The sequence below is a fragment of the Flagellimonas pacifica genome (genome assembly GCF_900215465.1).
Taxonomy (GTDB): Bacteria; Bacteroidota; Bacteroidia; order Flavobacteriales; family Flavobacteriaceae; genus Flagellimonas; species Flagellimonas pacifica.
The window spans coordinates 534884-553161 of the sequence record NZ_OBEH01000003.1 but is presented as its reverse complement, the minus strand read 5'-3'; the positions used below and the strand labels follow the sequence as shown (position 1 = coordinate 553161).

The window sequence follows — 18278 nt, the reverse complement described above, 5'->3', positions numbered from 1 at the left end:
ATGGAAGAAGTAAAACCAAGTTTAGTTTCAGGAAAAGTTTACCTAATTCCGACCACTCTGGGAGACAATGCTCCTCTGGAAGTACTTCCCATCTCCATTAAAAGGGCCATAGAGAATATTGACCACTACATTGTGGAAAATGAAAAAACTGCTCGACGTTTCATCAAAAAAATAAGTCCGAGCAAGTCACAACCCAATCTGCATATTGAAACCTTAAACAAGTTTACGGACCAGACAGTCATTCCCTCCTACTTGGATCCTTGCATATCCGGACATAACATTGGGGTACTCTCGGAAGCTGGATGTCCAGGCATTGCCGATCCAGGAGCTGCAGTCGTAAAAGTGGCACATGAGAAAAGGATACAAGTAGTACCACTGATTGGACCTTCTTCAATCTTAATGGCCATGATGTCCAGCGGAATGAATGGACAGAGCTTTGCTTTTAATGGTTATTTACCTATTGATGCTGCTGAACGAAAGGCAATGATCAAAAGTTTGGAAAGACTTTCCAAGGAAAAAGGGCAGTCTCAAATTTTTATGGAGACACCATATAGAAATGACAAACTTTTAAAGGAACTCATCAAAACCCTTCATAAGAGCACCAGACTGTGTATTGCTGCTGATATTACACTTCCTACAGAGTTTATCCAGACTAAAAGCGTTCATGAGTGGAATGAAATTGGGCTTGACTTGAACAAGCGTCCCACAATTTTCATTGTTCAGGCATAAAAAAACCCAGGGAAAAATTCCGGGCCTTAATCCAAATCGCAAATACTTATTTACACCTTTGCGTTTCTTTTTTGTTCTATAGTAGAAATATCAAAGCCAGCAAATTTTCTCATGTAGTATGAGATACTGCTCCCGTAAGCATCAGCTACATCATTCTTTCCATAAGAACGTAGATATTTTTTTACATTACCGGCCCCAGCTAAATGCGCTGCTGCTAAAATTCCCGATTCTGTAATTACAACCCCTCTTATCCGCTTCCCATTAAAACGCTTTATATCCCTTCGCAATATCCATTTATTGCGGGCAATATTTGTTTCAAAGGTTCTTTCTTGTAGTATGGGGTCATTGAGAAAATCTTTGGCATTGTAGACTCCCATTAAATTCAAAGTGCTTAATCCAAATTGGTATTTTCCAAGGTATCCCAAAGTATTTACCACATCATACCTTCCCTGAGATTCTTTAAAAGCCAAAGCTTCTTTAAAACCATTATAGGCATTTCCTAAAAAGGGAGGGTCAATCAACGCATCCTTTAAGACTTCAACCGAGTCTGGTTGTACCAAAGATTCAAAGCTCAAATCTACCTTTAACGAATCTGGAACTTTATAGTCCACTTTCTTCGTTATGGTATAAGAACCAAAACTTGTCAAAATCACAATCATGGCAAGATGCAAAATAAAACCTATCCATCTTTTCATAACTCTCATATTTAAGGTTCCAACACTCAAAAGCATTGGAAATAAATTTGGCCGGCAAATATAGGGGGAGACTTTTTTTAAACAAGTATAAAGCTCATAAGATTTTCTTAAATGAGCCCTAAATTGCGTTAAACAGCTGAAAATTAACGGTAAAGTGTATTATCTAAGTACTTTTTTAGAATCAAGCCACCTGATATAGTGTACTTTATTTCGGTTATGTTGCGCCAATGATTTTGCAAACATGTGATACCCAAAATTAGAAACATCAACTACAAAATAAAGGTAATCATGCTTCTCTGGGTTCAAAACTGCCTCTACTGAAGAAATGTCCGGCATGGCAATTGGGCCAGGAGGAACTCCTTTATACTTATAGGTGTTATAAGGTGAATCCATCTCAAGATCTCGATATAAAACCCGTTTAATAATGGTGTCAAAATTTCCAGTTTCTTTTTTAATTGCATAAATAACCGTAGGATCTGCTTGCAATAACATTCCTCTTCTTATCCTGTTAAGATAAACTCCAGCCACTCTTGGTCTCTCATCCGCTTTTGCTGTTTCTTTTTGTACTATTGCCGCCAATGCTATGACCTTAGCTGGGGAAAGGTTCAATTGCTTTGCCTTTTGAAGACGATCTTCGTTCCAATACCTATTATATTCTTTAAGCATTCGGCCCCTGAAACCTTGTGCATTGGTGTTCCAAAAGAGCTCATAGGTATTGGGCAAGTACATTCCTAATTTTGTATCATCATCAAAACCAGATTCCTTAAGGAATGCTGTATCATTGAATGCCTTTAACAATGAAACACTATCTGCTTCAATCTGTTCAGCTATCCTTCCAGCCAACAATGGCAAGGATTCTTGATTATTGAATGATACTTTCACAGGTATGTTATTACTGCGTAGGGAGTTAATAATCTCGTTATTGTTCATCCCTTTCCTAATGGCAAACTTACCTCCTTTAATATTGGTGACATACCCTTTGCGTTCAGCCACAGCTTCAAATGTGGACAAATCTTTTACCAGGGGCTCCAAACTGTTTTTCACATCAGAGAGAGAAGCGTCTGAACTTATATAAACAAATGCCTCTTCATTGTTAAACTTTGTATTAGGGCTAAAAATGGCGCTATATATTTGATAGGCAATAAAACCACATATCAAAAGCCCTAAAATGGCAGTGGCCCAAAGTACTTTTTTAAGATGCATTGGAATTTATTTTTTGAAACATCAATTCATTTTTAAAACCTGTGCTGGTTCTTATCCATTCTTTTTTGACTCCTATCTTCTCAAAGCCCATTTTTTCAAACAAATGGATGCTGGCTTCGTTTTCTTCTAAAATGTTCGCATATAGTTGATGAAGGTCTAGCAAAGAAAAAGCATAGTCACAGACCAACGAAATGGCCTCTGCTCCTATTCCCTTATTTCTTTCATCCGTTTTAGCAATAACAATGCCCATTCCAGCTCTTTTATGCTTGGGGTCAAAATCAAAAATATCAATCAGTCCTACACAATCACTTTTCATATTACAGATGCATAGCCTTAATTGTTTCACATCATAGATATCGCGATGTGCATTCTCCAAATAAAATCGGAGGACTTTTTTTGAGTAAGGTTTTAGAGTGCCACTAATCTCCCAAATAGAGGTATCGTTTTCCAACTGGTACAGAAAATCCAAATCCTCTGGCTCTAAAGCTCGTAAATAAACCTGTTTCCCTTTTAAGTTCAGCATTCAATCTCTCCTTTATATATCTGTTTGGCAGGTCCTTTTAGAAAAATGTCGGTATATGATCCATTTTGTTGCTCAAAACTGATTGTCAAATCACCCCCAACTGCATTGATTTTTACATTTTTAGATATGGTTTTACCTTCTTTGTGCATTGCAATGGCAACTGCGGTAACCCCAGTCCCACAAGACAGCGTCTCATCTTCAACACCTCTTTCATACGTGCGTACTTTGAACGTATCTGCATTAGATTGCTCAACAAAGTTGATATTACTTCCTGATTTCCCATAAAGTCCATACCGCAGTTTAGCACCTTCAATCTTCACATCAAGATCATTCAGATTTTGTACAAGTTGAACATGGTGGGGCGATCCTGTATCCAAAAAACTATAGGCCGGTTTTTCTTTTATCCCATCAACATCATTCATCTTCAAATTCACTATATCTCCTTCAATAGTTGCATAGTGCAATCCATCAATAGCATTAAAAGTGGCATCCTTGCCAATAACACCTAAATAATGGGCAAAAGCCACTACGCACCTTCCTCCATTACCACACATGCTCTGACTTCCATCTGAATTAAAATATTCCATCTTAAAATCTGAAGCTGGGTCATTTTCCAAAAGAATAAGTCCATCCCCTCCTACACCAAATCTCCTATCACAGAGTTTTGTAATCAGTGTAATATTGTTTTTTGGGAAAAAATCCTCGCGATTATCAATGACCACAAAATCATTGCCCGTACCTTGATATTTAAAAAATTGTAGTACCATAATTGACTGCAAAGAAACAAAGATAGGGTATTCTTTAAGGATTTTTTTGTAGTTAAAAACGAGTTAAACCGACAAATGGAAAAATGAATTCATCTAATTTTGCTAAAGCTTAATGTTAAATTATTATTGAATTATGAAAAGAATAGCCAGTTTGTTTTTAGTATCCTTATTTGCTGGAGCAATTACTTTAGGTGCATATAAATTATTTTTTGAAAAAGATACTTATCAATGGGTTGTTGAAAATCAGAAAACTCCTTTTTTAAATACCAGCGCCATAGCAACATCAGCCAAAGGGGCCGGAATCAATGAAGTTGATTTCACCATCGCTGCTGAAAAAACTGTGAATGCCGTGGTACACGTTAAAAATGTATCCATAAACAGAGGGCCTTCCAACCTTTCAGATTTCTTCTATGGTTTTGAGCGTAAGCAAACACCGCAAGTTGGTACCGGATCTGGAGTCATTATTTCTCCAGATGGATTTATCGTCACCAATAATCATGTAATTGCAAATGCCAGCCAGTTAGAGGTGATCTTAAACAATAAAAAGGCCTACAAGGCTGACATAATTGGGGCTGATGCAGATTCGGATATTGCACTTTTAAAAATAGATGTAGACAGACCTCTTCCATATTTGGCTTTTGGCAATTCGGATAATTCCAAAATTGGAGAATGGGTTCTGGCAGTTGGTAATCCGTTCAGTCTTACTTCAACGGTAACTGCAGGAATTGTCAGTGCAAAAGCAAGATCTTTGGGGCGGAATCAATCTTTTATACAAACTGATGCTGCGGTAAATCCCGGGAATAGTGGCGGTGCCTTGGTCAACACCAATGGTGACCTTATTGGAATCAATACTGCCATTACCTCACAAACAGGCTCATATGTAGGTTATTCCTTTGCTGTACCCAGCAATATTGCCAAAAAAGTAGTGGAAGATATTATGGAATTTGGCAATGTACAACGTGGCCTGTTAGGTATTTCTGCGGCAAATGTCAATTCTAAAGAAGCCATGGAGCTTGGTATAGATGAAATTGAAGGAGTGTACATCTCCCAAGTCAGTGAAGATTCAGGAGCGGAAGAAGCTGGTCTCAAGGAAGGGGATGTTATAAAGCAAGTTGACAACATCTTGGTGCGTAAGTTTTCTGAGTTAACCGGATATCTTTCTTCGAAACGACCAGGTGATTTGGTAGAGGTAGCCATAGATCGTGATGGAAAAAGACTCACCAAAAATGTAACCCTCAAAAAACAGCAAACTATTATTTTGCCCGCTACCGGTTTTATGGTGAAAAATCTATCTGAAAAAGACAAAAAAACATTCGGGGTTAAAAAAGGAGTAAAAATAATAGATGTTCCCGAAGGTTATGGTAGGTATAATTTAAAGAATAAAGTAATCGTCGAAGTTGATGACAAGGAGATTGGAAATATAGATGATGCAAAAGAGTATTTCGGGGAAATTTCCAAATACGGAAGAACAAGCTTTACCATGCTTAATGAAAAAGGTGAAAAAGAACGTTTAATACTTCAATAAGTTAAAAGAATATATTGCCATACAAAGCACTCTATCAAGGGTGCTTTTTTTATTTGTAAAATCTTTCACGAAAACGTTTGAAATATATAATTTTGCCGGCAAACTCAAACTACAATTCAACTAAATCCCATGGGAGATAATAAGTCTTACGAAAAGGAACTTGCCTTTCAGGCAGACAGAAGAAAAGCTACCACAGAATTTATTAAGATCATAAGCGATCTTTGGTACGACAAAGCCATAGAAGTGGTCCTTTTCAAGAATCAAATCATAGACAAAAATGTCAGCGATATTATCAACTTGCACGAATACGCTGGTGAATTTGTCCAAAAGCCTATTTCAATTTTTGATTCTGTAGAAATTCTTAGAGCAATTAATGATATTAGCCTGCCCCCTGCTAAACTTGATATTGGTAAACTCACGTACGAATACCATTCGGATGATAACAACCATCTAAATGTTAAGGCATTTGTTCTAGAAAAACTAAAAGATGCCCAGGCTTCCAAAGAAATAAAGCCAAAAGACGTAGTGCTTTATGGTTTTGGAAGAATTGGAAGATTGGTGGCTCGGGAACTTATGGCCAAAACCGGTAGAGGAAGTCAGTTAAGGTTAAGAGCTGTGGTAGTTCGTGGCGAGGCCAATCAAGAAATTTTGGAAAAGAGAGCCGCACTGCTAAAAACCGATTCGGTTCACGGTCAGTTTATGGGTACTGTTGATGTAGATACCAAAAATCAGGCTCTAATTATCAATGGCACAACCGTAAAATTCATTAATGCAGATAAGCCCGAGTCCATTGATTATACCAAATACGGCATATATAATGCTTTAATCATTGATAATACCGGCGCATTTAGAGATAAAAAAGAACTTTCAAGACATTTGGAAGCCAAAGGGGCTAGTAAAGTGCTGCTTACCGCTCCAGGTAAAGAAGTGCCCAATATTGTTCATGGGGTAAACCAAACAGACTTTGATCCTGATAAAACCAAAATCTATTCAGCTGCATCTTGTACCACCAACGCAATTACTCCTATTTTAAAGGTCATTGAAGATTCTCTTGGAGTTAAAAAAGGCCATTTGGAAACAATACATGCATACACCAACGACCAGAACTTGGTAGATAATATGCACAAAAAATACCGAAGAGGTCGCGCTGCGGCATTAAATATGGTAATTACGGAGACAGGCGCTGGTGCAGCAGTTGCCAAGGCCCTACCCGCATTAAAAGGAAAATTGACCTCCAATGCCATTCGTGTTCCCGTACCCAACGGATCTCTGGCCATTTTAAACCTTGAAGTAAAAAACAAGACTTCAAAAGAAAGCATTAATACCATATTAAAGAAATATGCACTCGAGGGTGATTTAGTGGAGCAAATCAAATACTCGCTTAGCAACGAACTTGTTTCTTCTGACATTGTGGGTGCATCCGCTCCCTCTATATATGATAGCAAAGCAACTTTGGTGTCAGCAGACGGAAAAAGCATCGTACTTTACATTTGGTATGATAATGAGTATGGATATTCACATCAAGTGATAAGGTTGGCAAAATACATTTCCAAAGTAAGACGCTATACCTATTATTAATACTAAATCCTGTTTCCCTTTATTAGGAAACAGGATTTTCTTTTGATTTTTAGTTTATTGGTGTAATTTCGCTCTACCCTTAATCTAAATTAAATAAGAATATTGACCATGAAATGTTTACGAGCTCTTTTCACCCTTACCCTACTAATCACTTTTTCACCACTTATAGCACAAGAACAAAGCACAGCCTCAACCAATGATGAAACACTGGTTGGACAGTTTAGGGAGTTGGAAAGAAAGTCTGGTAACTACAGAGCTAATGGCATCCGTTACGAAGTGATAAAATTGGTAGACCTTAATAGAATCAAGACCAACATTTTTGATTCCATTAACACTGCCAATAAATCTATAAAGGAATTATCCACGACCATTGCCAGCAATAAGGCGCAGATTGATGATTTAAATACAAAACTACAGGAGACTACCAATAATTTAAATAATGTTACCTCAGAAAAGGATAGCATGTCATTTTTTGGAGCCATGGTAAGTAAGGGTACTTACAAGTTAATTCTATGGTCGATTATTTTTGGATTGCTTCTATTTCTTTTGTTCTTCATCTACAGATTTAGAAATAGTAATTTTTTGACCCATCAGGCTAAAACTGCTTTAGCAGATGTAGAAAAAGAATTTGAAGAGCACCGAAGAAGAGCTTTGGAGCGTGAGCAAAAAATTAGCCGTCAACTTCAAGATGAATTGAACAAACAAAAAAACAAATAGCCTCACAAAGTATTTCTTTATGCCCTAAATTTATTTTGGCGTCATCAACCAAGATGAACCAAATCACATAACCAATGGAAATAAGAAATGCCACATCATCGGATTTGGAACTGATAGTGCCGCTATTTGATGCCTATAGGGTATTTTATGATCAAGAATCCAACTTTGACGCGGCTCGTTTATTTCTAAAAGAACGTTTTTCCAACAACGAAAATGTTATTTTTCTAGCAATGAAAGATGACGCTCCATTAGGATTCACACAGTTATATACAACCTTCTCTTCAGTATCCTTGAAGTCATTCTATATATTGAATGATTTATTCGTGATACCCGAATTCAGAAAAAAAGGAGTTGGCGAAGCCCTATTAAACCATGCAAAACAATATTGCCAGGAATTAAACTATAAAGGGTTGGCTCTAGAGACCGGTATGGACAATCCGGCTCAAAAATTATATGAACGATTGGAATGGGAAAAGGACACAGATTACTTTCATTACTTTTGGAAGAACCCTGCTATAAATTAAGCCTTATTTTTGCCAATATCTTATAGCCACATGAGGATAGATATTATCACTGTTTTACCTGAATTGCTGTCAAGTCCTTTTGAGGCCTCAATTTTGAAGAGGGCAATAGAAAAAGGATTGGTAGAAATACATTTCCATAATCTTAGAGATTATTCCATAGGCAACTACAAACAAATAGATGATTACCAATTTGGAGGAGGTGCTGGAATGGTAATGATGATAGAACCCATTGATAAGTGCATTTCCAAACTCAAAAATGAACGGGAGTATGATGAAATCATTTACATGACCCCGGATGGAAAAACATTAAATCAGGGGGTATCCAACGAAATTTCCCTAAAAAAGAATATCATTATTCTTTGCGGTCATTATAAAGGTGTTGATCAAAGAGTACGGGATTTATTTATTACCCGTGAAATTTCCATAGGGGATTACGTGCTCTCAGGTGGCGAATTGGCAGCGGCTGTCCTATGCGATTCTATAATTCGTCTGCTTCCGGGCGTATTGAATGATGAAACCTCGGCTTTAACAGATACTTTTCAAGACAACTTATTGGCTCCGCCCGTTTATACCAGACCTTCAAATTATAAAGGCATAGAGGTTCCTAAAATTTTATTGAGTGGTGATTTTCCAAAAATTGAGAAATGGCGAGAGGAAAAAGCCTTGGAACGAACAACGGAAAGAAGGCCTGATTTATTAAAATAATATGGAAAATATTGAACTTGTTCATTTATTGGGGGGCATTTTAGCTTACATTGCCCAATTTATCATAATTGTAGGCTGTTTTTTTCTAGTGTCAAAACAACGAAATTTAGGAACTGCTTTAATGCTAGCAGGTGCTATTCTAAATACCCTTTTCGCTGTTTCAGGTTTTGTTTGGACATTGATTTCTGCTCGGGAAAGCGCTCAATCACTTGTAAGAACTACAGGAATCATAAATGTTTTGACAAATCTTCCAACACTCATATTTGGTTTGGGGCTACTACTCTATGGGATTAAGTACCTAAAAAAAACCAATGGCATCTAAAATCCTGTCAAAAAACAAGAAACATCTTGTCAATTCTAAATATTGCATTACTTTTGCAATCGCAAAATTAACCTCTGACGAAACTCGTGAAAGTTGATCTTGTTAAACAATAAAAAATTATAAAATGGAATCCTTAATAAAATTTGTTGAAGACGAATTTGTTCCAAAAAAAGATTTTCCAAAATTTTCATCAGGAGACACTATCACAGTGTACTATGAAATTAAGGAAGGTGAAAAAACACGTACCCAGTTCTTTAAAGGAGTTGTAATCCAACGTAGAGGAACGGGTGCCACTGAAACTTTTACCATTAGAAAAATGTCAGGTACTGTTGGTGTGGAGAGAATTTTCCCAATCAACATGCCCGCACTTCAAAGAATTGAGGTAAACAAAAAAGGTAAAGTACGTAGATCTAGAATCTTCTACTTCAGGAAACTTACAGGTAAAAAAGCCCGTATTAAGGAGATTAGAGGATAATTCCTATTCCATAACAATAGTGAAAAGCACCTATCAAGGTGCTTTTTTTATGAACAATTGTTAATAACCATGGTTCATACATTGTTGATTTTTAATCCGTTATAAAATTTGGATATCTAAGACTTTATCCTAATTTAGTCTAAGAAATCAAAAGGAGATTATATCAAAGTTTGATTTTAAATTTAAAGTTGACGTTCTTTAAATACTGATGTTTCCCTTTTTAATTGGTAACACTACTAATCACAAAAGGAATTTCAAATTTTGGGAAGCTTCGGCCAGCCTTAAAGAGAAAATCATAAATTTTATGTGCGGACGTGAGAGCAATTTCACGTTTTGATAAAATTTAGGAAACTTAGGACACTTTACAATATGCGGTTTAGTTGAAAAATTAAAAGCATAATGTTGAGTAAACGTCAAAGGGGCAACGGATGCAATCAATGGTTGCGATTTTGTGGCAACACAAAATGATATCTTTTAGTCCTTTTCAGAAAGCCATATCAATGTTCACACATAGATATGGCTTTTGTTTTTCATATTCCTTCAATAAAACACTCCTTTTTTTAGCAATATCGCTTAGTATAGCAACAGCCATAAATTGTATATTTGCTCCGCCTTAATAAAATTACCTAGATGGCTAAGATTTTTTATACAAAAACGGACGAAGCACCAGCTTTGGCAACACTTTCCTTTTTGCCAATTGTAAAAGCATTCACAAACACAGCAAACATCAACATAGAAACCAAAGATATTTCTTTGGCCGGTAGAATTGCAGCTGTGTTCCCCGAGTTTTTAAGCGAAGACCAGCAAGTTTCCGATGATTTGGCCCTCTTGGGCGATTTGGCCAAAACTCCAGAAGCCAACATCATTAAGCTTCCCAATATTAGTGCCTCAATTCCACAATTAAAAGAAGCCATTGAAGAACTGCAACAAAAGGGCTACAACCTTCCAGATTATCCAGATGAGCCACAGACCGATGAGGAAAAAGCCATAAAGGCCAGATATGACAAGATAAAAGGAAGTGCCGTAAATCCTGTACTCCGTGAAGGAAATTCAGATAGAAGAGCGCCAAAAGCCATAAAAAATTACGCAAAGAAAAATCCGCATACCATGGGCAAATGGTCTTCCGACTCTAAAACCCATGTAGCCACCATGTCCGAAGGAGACTTTAGAAGCAATGAAAAATCATTGACCCTCAAAAGTGCAGATGATGCCCGAATTGAATTGGTAGATGCAGATGGAAAGGTAACCGTACTCAAAGAAAAAGTTGCGCTTCAAAAAGATGAGATCATTGATGCAACAGTAATGAGCAAAACCGCTTTGGTTGATTTTCTATCCAAAGAGATTGCAGAGGCCAAAAAAGATAATTTATTGCTTTCCCTTCATTTTAAGGCAACCATGATGAAGGTTTCTGACCCAATCATTTTTGGACATGCTTTAGAAACTTATTTTTCAGAGCTTTTTGAAAAGTACGGAGATACTTTTGAAGAGCTAGGTATAAATGCCAACAATGGGTTGGAGACACTTTGCGATAAGTTACAAGAGCTTTCAGAAGACAAGCGCAAGGAGATTGAAAGTGCAATTGTCGATAACATTGAAAATGGCCCTGACCTGGCCATGGTAAATTCAGATAAAGGTATTACCAACTTGCACGTGCCCAGTGATGTAATTATTGATGCATCAATGCCGGCAATGATTAGGAACTCTGGTAAAATGTGGGACAAAAATGGTGAACTCCAAGATACCAAGGCTATAATTCCAGATAGCAGTTATGCAGGAATTTATCAGGCCACCATCGATTTTTGCAAAAAACACGGAGCCTTTGACCCAACAACTATGGGAACCGTTCCTAATGTTGGTCTTATGGCTCAAAAGGCAGAAGAATATGGTTCTCACGATAAAACCTTCGAGATTCCAAAAGCGGGAACCGTTCGTGTAGTGAGTGTCTCTAATAATGAGATCTTGATTCAACATGAAGTTGGCCAAGGGGATATCTGGAGAATGTGCCAAGTAAAAGATGCCCCTATCCAAGATTGGGTAAAACTTGCCGTTTCAAGAGCACGGGCAACCAACACTCCAGCAGTTTTCTGGTTGAATGAAGAACGGGCACACGACAGAGAACTCATTACAAAAGTAAATGAGTATCTAAAAGATCACAATACGGAAGGATTGGATATTCGCATCCTCTCCCCTATTGAAGCAACAAAGTTTACCTTGGAACGCATCAAGGAAGGAAAAGATACTATTTCTGTTTCCGGTAATGTGCTACGGGATTATCTTACGGATTTGTTCCCTATTCTTGAAGTTGGTACCAGTGCAAAAATGCTTTCTATTGTTCCGTTGATGAACGGCGGTGGTCTTTTTGAGACCGGAGCTGGGGGCTCTGCACCAAAACATGTTGAACAATTTTTGGAGGAAGGTCATTTAAGATGGGATTCTTTGGGTGAGTTTTTGGCACTAGGTGTTTCTCTGGAGCATTACGGTGATAAAAATCAAAACAAAAAAGCTTCTGTACTTGCCGAAGCGTTGGACAACGCCACTGAAAAGTTCTTGGACAACGACAGATCACCTTCAAGAAAGGTAAATGAGTTGGACACCCGAGGAAGCCATTTCTATTTGGCATTGTACTGGGCCGAACAATTAGCACATCAAAGTCAGGATGCCGAGCTACAATCCACTTTCAAACAAATTTTTGAATCTTTATCCGCAAATGAAGGTAAAATAATCGAAGAACTTATTGGCGCTCAAGGTTCGCCTGTGGATATTGGGGGTTATTATTTGCCAAATACAAATTTGGCATCAAAAGCAATGCGTCCTAGTGATACTTTGAACAATATTCTGGATTCAATTGCTTAACAATTAGTTGAAAAAGCATATTTAATAAACTGTTAAACCGTATAGTTTGACCTTTTGATTGTCTATTTTAGATTTTCTAATGTCAATTAAAACAGTTTGAAAAACAGTTTATTTGTCTTAATTGCCCTATGGATTACCACAAGTTGTGAAGATGCCATTAATGTGGACTTACCCTCTCCCGAGGCAAGATTGGTAATTGATGCTTTACTTGGTTTTAATGAGAATAATGGTAATCCCATAACTGTTGGTCAAGTAAAATTAACCCTGACCGCTCCCTTTCTACAAGAAGAAATTCCACCTGCTGAAAACGCTTCTGTTTCCATAATTGATGATCAAACCGGGCAAATATTTGAATTACAGGAAAACGAACCCGGAGTTTTTAGTTTAGGACTTCCTGATATTGAATTCAATAAAGACTATACTTTGATGGTCAATTACAACAATGAAGTGTATACAGCTACCCAGCACTTAATGTCCTCCTCACTGATCGATAATCTTGAGCAAGGAGATGATTTTTTGTTTGATGAAGATGAGGAGACAGAAGTCAAAGTGTCATTTACCGATATACTTGGTGAACCAAATCACTATTTGTTTTCATTTGGGTTTGGTAATTTTTTAGTTATAGAAGATGAGTTTTTCGAGGATAGTCAATTAACATTTTCATATTTCTATGAAAATGTTGACCCAGGAGATTTACTTACAGTAACCTTATTTGGCATTGATAAGGAATTTGCTGATTATGTATCCCTAGCCCTTGTTCAATCTGGTGAAGATGGTGGTGGTCCATTTGCTACTCCACCCGCATCAGTTAGAGGAAATATTATCAATACCACCAATCCAAAGAACTTTCCTTTTGGATATTTTGCCCTAAGTGAATATGACACAAAAACTATAACGATTGAGTAAGAAAAAGAGAGAGATTTGAGTCTTTTGGTCATCAATATTCCATAACTTTAAGAAAATCAATCAAATGTCAAAAAAATACATTGCGCTCCATTTAATACTGATTCTCAGTGGTTTTATAGTTCAGGCCCAGCAAAAACATACATTAAGCGGAACTGTTTCTGAAGCTAGCAGTAATGAGACTTTGATTGGTGTCACCATCGCTTTTCCAAACTTAAAAACAGGAGTAACTACAAATGAATATGGATTTTATTCCATCACACTACCTGAGGGGGAATACGATCTTATTGTAAGTTATTTAGGTTTTCAAGATATACGGGAAACAATATCTCTCAAAAAAAATATCAAAAAGGACTTTAGTCTTTCCGTAGAAGCAGAACAATTGGATGAAGTTGTGGTTACGGACGATGCTGAGCGATTGGATATTAAAAAACCTCAAATGAGTGTAAATACACTCGCTGTCCAGACCATAAAACAGATTCCTGTTGTGCTTGGTGAGGCAGATGTTATAAAATCATTATTATTGCTTCCAGGGGTAACAAATGCTGGGGAAGCCTCATCTGGTTTCAATGTTAGAGGAGGTGCTGCAGATCAAAATTTGATTTTATTGGATGAAGCTACCATTTTTAACTCATCGCATTTGTTTGGGTTCTTCTCCGTTTTTAATCCGGATGCCATTAAAGATGTAAAGTTGTTCAAAGGTGGTATTCCGGCTAGATATGGAGGAAGGGTTTCATCAGTGCTGGAAATATTTCAGAAAGAAGGCAACAGTAAGGAACTAAAAATAAATGGTGGTATTGGCGCCGTGGCCAGTAGATTGTTGGTAGAAGGCCCCATAACAAAAGATAGAACCGCTTTTCTGATCGGCGGAAGGGCTTCCTATGCGCATCTGTTCCTGCCCTTATTTGATATTGACAACAAAGCATATTTCTTTGATTTGAATACTAAATTCAACCATAAGATCAATGAGAGAAATAACATCTACCTTTCTGGTTATTTTGGTCGCGATTTATTCAGTATCAACGATAGCTTTGTTAACACCTACGGCAACGCTGTGGGCAATTTTAGGTGGAACCATTTATTCTCTAACAAATTATTCGCTAACCTATCACTGATTTATTCTGATTATTTCTATGGCTTAGAACTTGATTTTGTAGGTTTTGAATGGGACTCCGGTATTCAAAACTTTAACCTTAAATACGACCTTAAAAACTATGTGAATGATAAACTTCAACTAAACTTTGGACTCCATAATATCTATTATGTATTTAATCCGGGTAAAATCAAACCAAATAGTCCAGATTCTGGAATTGTAGAAGATCAACTCACAAAAAAATATGCCAACGAAAATGCGGTATATATAGATGTGGAACATCAGCTAACCGAAAATCTAAGCGTTGAGTACGGTTTACGAGCCAGTCAATTCAACAGGTTTGGACAAGATGAGTTTTTTGTATATGAAAATAACAACCCTGTAATATTTGATCCATTTACACTGGTATATAAAGAAGCGGAACCCATAGAAACTATCAATCCGGGAAGAAGTGGTACTCTGAAAAAATTCGTTAATCTAGAACCGAGAATTTCTCTTTCTTATAATTTCAATGGTAAAAGTTCAGTAAAAGCCAGTTATACCCGGCTGGCACAATACCTACATCTATTATCAAATACCAGCTCTCCCACTCCTTTAGATGTATGGACACCTAGTGGCCCATTTATAGAGCCTCAATTGCTTGACCAATATGCAATTGGATATTTCAAGAACATTCAAGGTGGTAAATATTCTTTTGAGACAGAGGCTTTTTATAAGGATATTGATAATAGGATAGATTACATTGATGGAGCAAACCTTATTGCCAACAACGCCATTGAACAGGTCATTTTAAATGGTGAGGCAAGGGCATATGGCCTAGAGTTTTTACTCCGTAAAAATGAGGGTCGATTGAAAGGCTGGTTGGCCTATACATTATCCAAGTCTGAACAGAGAACTCCAGGTAGAACTTCAACATTGGACAACGGAAGGTCAAATTTGGAAACTGGAATAAATCTGGGAGAATGGTACAATACCCCATTTGATAAAACACACGATTTGGCGCTTTACGGCAGCTATGACCTTAATGACCGTTGGAACTTCAATGCCAATTTTATCTTCCAAACAGGGCAACCAACAAACTATCCCGTAGGTCAATTTGAGTTTCAAGGGCTTGTGGTACCATATTATGGGCTTAGGAACAAAGAAAGACTACCAAATTATCATCGATTGGACGTTTCAGCAACATTTAAATCAAAAAAAAAGACCAATAAAACATTTCAATCGGAATGGGTGTTTAGTGTATACAATGCGTACAATAGAAAAAATGCGGCTTCCATCAACTTCAGACAAAATCAAGACACAGGAAGAAACGAGGCAATACGAACCTCAATTTTTGGGGTTATTCCGGCAATAACATATAACTTTAAATTTTAATTGCGGCATGAAAAAGTTCATTCCTTTCTTATTTTTTGTTTTTGCCCTAATTTCTTGTGAAGATGTCGTTCAAATTGATGTGCCCCAGGAAGAACCCAGATTGATTATCAATGGAATCATTAGGGTAGATGAAAGTAAAGTTTTTGTTCCTGTAGAAATTAAAGTAACCGAGACCAATAATTTTTTTGGTGAAACACCTGTGACCCAACTTGAAAATGCCTTGATCATATACGGACAACCAAATCCTGACGCCCCAGAACTTCTTGATAATTTGGCAACATCAGCCTTAGCAGAATCTCCGCCGGGGTCTGGAATTTATATTCCCGACCCTACATTTGATGTCGATCAGCGTATTCAAACAGCTTCATTATTGCCCAATACAATATTTACTCTTCTAATAGATCATAAAGGCAGAAGCTATGCCGCCAGGACTCCATACTCAAAAACAACACCAATAGATAACTTGGTTCAGGGAGATGAAACCCTTTTTGATGAAGATGATACTGAAATCAAGATAACTTTCACCGATGCACTTGATGAAGACAATTATTACGTTTTTGATTTTGGTTTCGGTGAATTTTTGGCTCTGGAAGATGAGTTCATTGATGGACAACAATTTGAATTCTCCTACTTCTATCAAAAAGATTTAGAACCAAACCAAGAAGTAGAAATTAGCATTATGGGAGCGGATCAGCAATTCTTTAATTACATGAATCTATTGGTAGAACAAACCCAAAATGATGGTGGAGTTTTTGAAACTCCTGCAGCAACGGTTAGGGGAAATATGTTTGATGTTACTGATTTGGATAATATTGATTTGCTTGATAATGTGGAACAACCCAATATATTTCCACTGGGATATTTTGCTGTAGTCCAAGAATACAAACAGGCCATCACTATTCAACAATAAATTTGCTAAACAATATGATACAATAACAAAACCATTGTTATCCCAACAATTCCTTGCAACAAAGTTCCCAAGGTATGTCCTCTTAAAGCTGTTTTTACATTAATGTTTGAAAATTGGGACACCACCCAAAAATAGCTGTCATTAATATGTGAAATTGTCATAGCCCCTGCTCCAATGGCCAACACCGCAAATGCCTTATCAGTAATTGATATCAACCCAAAAATATCCAATAAAGGGGCAATTATGGCCGAAGTCGTTATTATTGCCACCGTTGAGGAGCCCTGGGCAGTTTTCAACACCGCAGCAATGGCGAAAGCAATTAACAGTCCTCCAGTTCCAGAAGTTGACTGAAGATTTAGAATTGAAGCAACATCCATGGTTCGTAAAATAGCTCCAAATGCTCCACCAGCTCCTGTAATCAAAACTATAGAACCAGCCTGTTTAAATGCATCGGCCACCCAACTCTCTTTTTGTTTTGTAGATGATTCTCTTGCTAAGAAAAAAGCAAAAAAAACTCCAACCAATAAAGCAATAATTGGATTTCCAAGAAAATCAAAAACCTGAAACAGCACATCTTTTCCTAAAGGAAATGTTGGATAGTTTACGACGGATTTCATTGCAATCAAACAGATAGGCACCAAAAGTGGAAGAAAGGCATGAATAGGTTTTATACCATTATCCAATTCCTCTTCTTTAGATGTTATGGTTTGTTCCTCTTTTTTCTCCTTAAGGGATTTTCCAATGAATCGTGCCCAAAAGTAACCCATTAGAGACACTGGAACAGATACCAAAAGACCAAACACCAAAACCATTCCCAAATCTGCTTCCAAAATGGCGGCAGCGGCCAAAGGTCCAGGGGTTGGAGGTACAAATACATGTGCAGCGTAAAGCCCTGTGGCTAATGAAATGGCAAAAACCAAAACAGAAATGCCCGTTTTTTTGCTCAATGCTTTATTCAACGATGAAAGAATAATAAATCCTGAATCACAAAATACAGGAATTGAGATGATATACCCGGCCAGATTGATGGCTAAAGGTGAGCGTTTCAATCCTACAATCTTCAGCACCGAATTGGCCAAAACCTTGGTTGCTCCAGTTTTCTCCAAATAAACACCAATTACGGTTCCAAATGCTATTACAAGTCCAATACTCGATAGTGTTTTTCCAAAACCTTCACCTATGGTATTCATGACATCCTTGGGAGAAAGCCCTAAAAGAAATCCAGAAGCCACTGCAGCAATAGTCAATGAAAAAATCGGGTGCATCTTAAATTGAACAGTGGCAATAACTATAAATAAAACCACTAGAATCAATACAAGTATTTCCATGCTCAATTTTTAGGGAATAGCATTTAAATATAAGCTAATATTCCTACTTTTACT

17 protein-coding genes are annotated in these 18278 nt (G+C 37.2%); 12 read left to right on the top strand and 5 right to left on the bottom strand.

Going from position 1 to position 18278, the window contains the following annotated elements; genetic code table 11:
* On the top strand, positions 1-729 hold the full coding sequence (locus CRO15_RS12175; protein WP_097046088.1) for an SAM-dependent methyltransferase: 729 nt from the start codon (positions 1-3) through the stop codon (positions 727-729).
* Positions 730-779: 50 nt separating this feature from the next.
* On the opposite strand, the gene CRO15_RS12170 is transcribed toward CRO15_RS12175, so the two are convergent.
* The 4 genes from CRO15_RS12170 to dapF all read right to left on the bottom strand — a co-directional run bounded on the left by CRO15_RS12170 (position 780) and on the right by dapF (position 3917).
* Positions 780-1424, bottom strand: a complete 645-nt coding sequence (locus CRO15_RS12170; protein WP_097046215.1) for a hypothetical protein — start codon at positions 1422-1424, stop codon at positions 780-782.
* 159 nt (positions 1425-1583) lie between these two features.
* Positions 1584-2627 carry an endolytic transglycosylase MltG gene (gene mltG / locus CRO15_RS12165; protein WP_097046087.1) on the bottom strand — a complete coding sequence of 348 codons (1044 nt, stop codon included), beginning with the start codon at positions 2625-2627 and terminating at the stop codon, positions 1584-1586.
* Positions 2617-3150 carry a GNAT family N-acetyltransferase gene (locus tag CRO15_RS12160; RefSeq protein ID WP_097046086.1) on the bottom strand — a complete coding sequence of 178 codons (534 nt, stop codon included), beginning with the start codon at positions 3148-3150 and terminating at the stop codon, positions 2617-2619. The genes mltG and CRO15_RS12160 overlap by 11 nt, the downstream gene beginning before the upstream one ends.
* On the bottom strand, positions 3144-3917 hold the full coding sequence (gene dapF / locus CRO15_RS12155; RefSeq protein WP_097046085.1) for a diaminopimelate epimerase: 774 nt from the start codon (positions 3915-3917) through the stop codon (positions 3144-3146). Before dapF ends, CRO15_RS12160 begins: the two co-directional genes overlap by 7 nt.
* Before the next feature lie 133 nt (positions 3918-4050).
* Here dapF and CRO15_RS12150 point away from each other — a divergent pair, with 133 nt between their 5' ends.
* The 11 genes from CRO15_RS12150 to CRO15_RS12100 all read left to right on the top strand — a co-directional run bounded on the left by CRO15_RS12150 (position 4051) and on the right by CRO15_RS12100 (position 16896).
* Positions 4051-5442 carry a S1C family serine protease gene (locus CRO15_RS12150; RefSeq protein WP_097046084.1) on the top strand — a complete coding sequence of 464 codons (1392 nt, stop codon included), beginning with the start codon at positions 4051-4053 and terminating at the stop codon, positions 5440-5442.
* A 129-nt stretch (positions 5443-5571) separates the two neighbouring features.
* The gene (locus tag CRO15_RS12145; protein WP_097046083.1) at positions 5572-7020 is read left to right on the top strand and encodes a glyceraldehyde-3-phosphate dehydrogenase; all 1449 of its coding nucleotides are present in this window, start codon (positions 5572-5574) and stop codon (positions 7018-7020) included.
* A 108-nt stretch (positions 7021-7128) separates the two neighbouring features.
* On the top strand, positions 7129-7737 hold the full coding sequence (locus CRO15_RS12140) for a tRNA (guanine-N1)-methyltransferase (protein WP_097046082.1): 609 nt from the start codon (positions 7129-7131) through the stop codon (positions 7735-7737).
* Positions 7738-7811: 74 nt separating this feature from the next.
* Entirely contained in the window at positions 7812-8261 is a 450-nt protein-coding gene (locus tag CRO15_RS12135) for a GNAT family N-acetyltransferase (RefSeq protein WP_097046081.1), read from the top strand.
* A 30-nt stretch (positions 8262-8291) separates the two neighbouring features.
* Positions 8292-8966 carry a tRNA (guanosine(37)-N1)-methyltransferase TrmD gene (trmD, locus tag CRO15_RS12130; RefSeq protein ID WP_097046080.1) on the top strand — a complete coding sequence of 225 codons (675 nt, stop codon included), beginning with the start codon at positions 8292-8294 and terminating at the stop codon, positions 8964-8966.
* Between the two features lies 1 nt (position 8967).
* A complete protein-coding gene (locus tag CRO15_RS12125) occupies positions 8968-9288 on the top strand; it encodes a hypothetical protein (RefSeq protein ID WP_097046079.1) in 321 nt (106 codons plus the stop codon).
* A gap of 124 nt (positions 9289-9412) precedes the next feature.
* A complete protein-coding gene (gene rplS / locus CRO15_RS12120; protein ID WP_097046078.1) occupies positions 9413-9763 on the top strand; it encodes a 50S ribosomal protein L19 in 351 nt (116 codons plus the stop codon).
* A gap of 630 nt (positions 9764-10393) precedes the next feature.
* On the top strand, positions 10394-12616 hold the full coding sequence (locus CRO15_RS12115; protein ID WP_097046077.1) for an NADP-dependent isocitrate dehydrogenase: 2223 nt from the start codon (positions 10394-10396) through the stop codon (positions 12614-12616).
* 96 nt (positions 12617-12712) lie between these two features.
* The gene (locus CRO15_RS12110) at positions 12713-13522 is read left to right on the top strand and encodes a DUF4249 family protein (RefSeq protein ID WP_097046076.1); all 810 of its coding nucleotides are present in this window, start codon (positions 12713-12715) and stop codon (positions 13520-13522) included.
* A 64-nt stretch (positions 13523-13586) separates the two neighbouring features.
* A complete protein-coding gene (locus tag CRO15_RS12105) occupies positions 13587-15986 on the top strand; it encodes a TonB-dependent receptor (RefSeq protein WP_097046075.1) in 2400 nt (799 codons plus the stop codon).
* Between the two features lie 7 nt (positions 15987-15993).
* Positions 15994-16896 (top strand): DUF4249 family protein, encoded by a 903-nt coding sequence (locus CRO15_RS12100; protein WP_097046074.1) that lies wholly within the window; start codon positions 15994-15996, stop codon positions 16894-16896.
* A 5-nt stretch (positions 16897-16901) separates the two neighbouring features.
* On the opposite strand, the gene CRO15_RS12095 is transcribed toward CRO15_RS12100, so the two are convergent.
* Positions 16902-18224 carry a GntP family permease gene (locus tag CRO15_RS12095; RefSeq protein WP_097046073.1) on the bottom strand — a complete coding sequence of 441 codons (1323 nt, stop codon included), beginning with the start codon at positions 18222-18224 and terminating at the stop codon, positions 16902-16904.
* Positions 18225-18278: the final 54 nt, after the last annotated feature.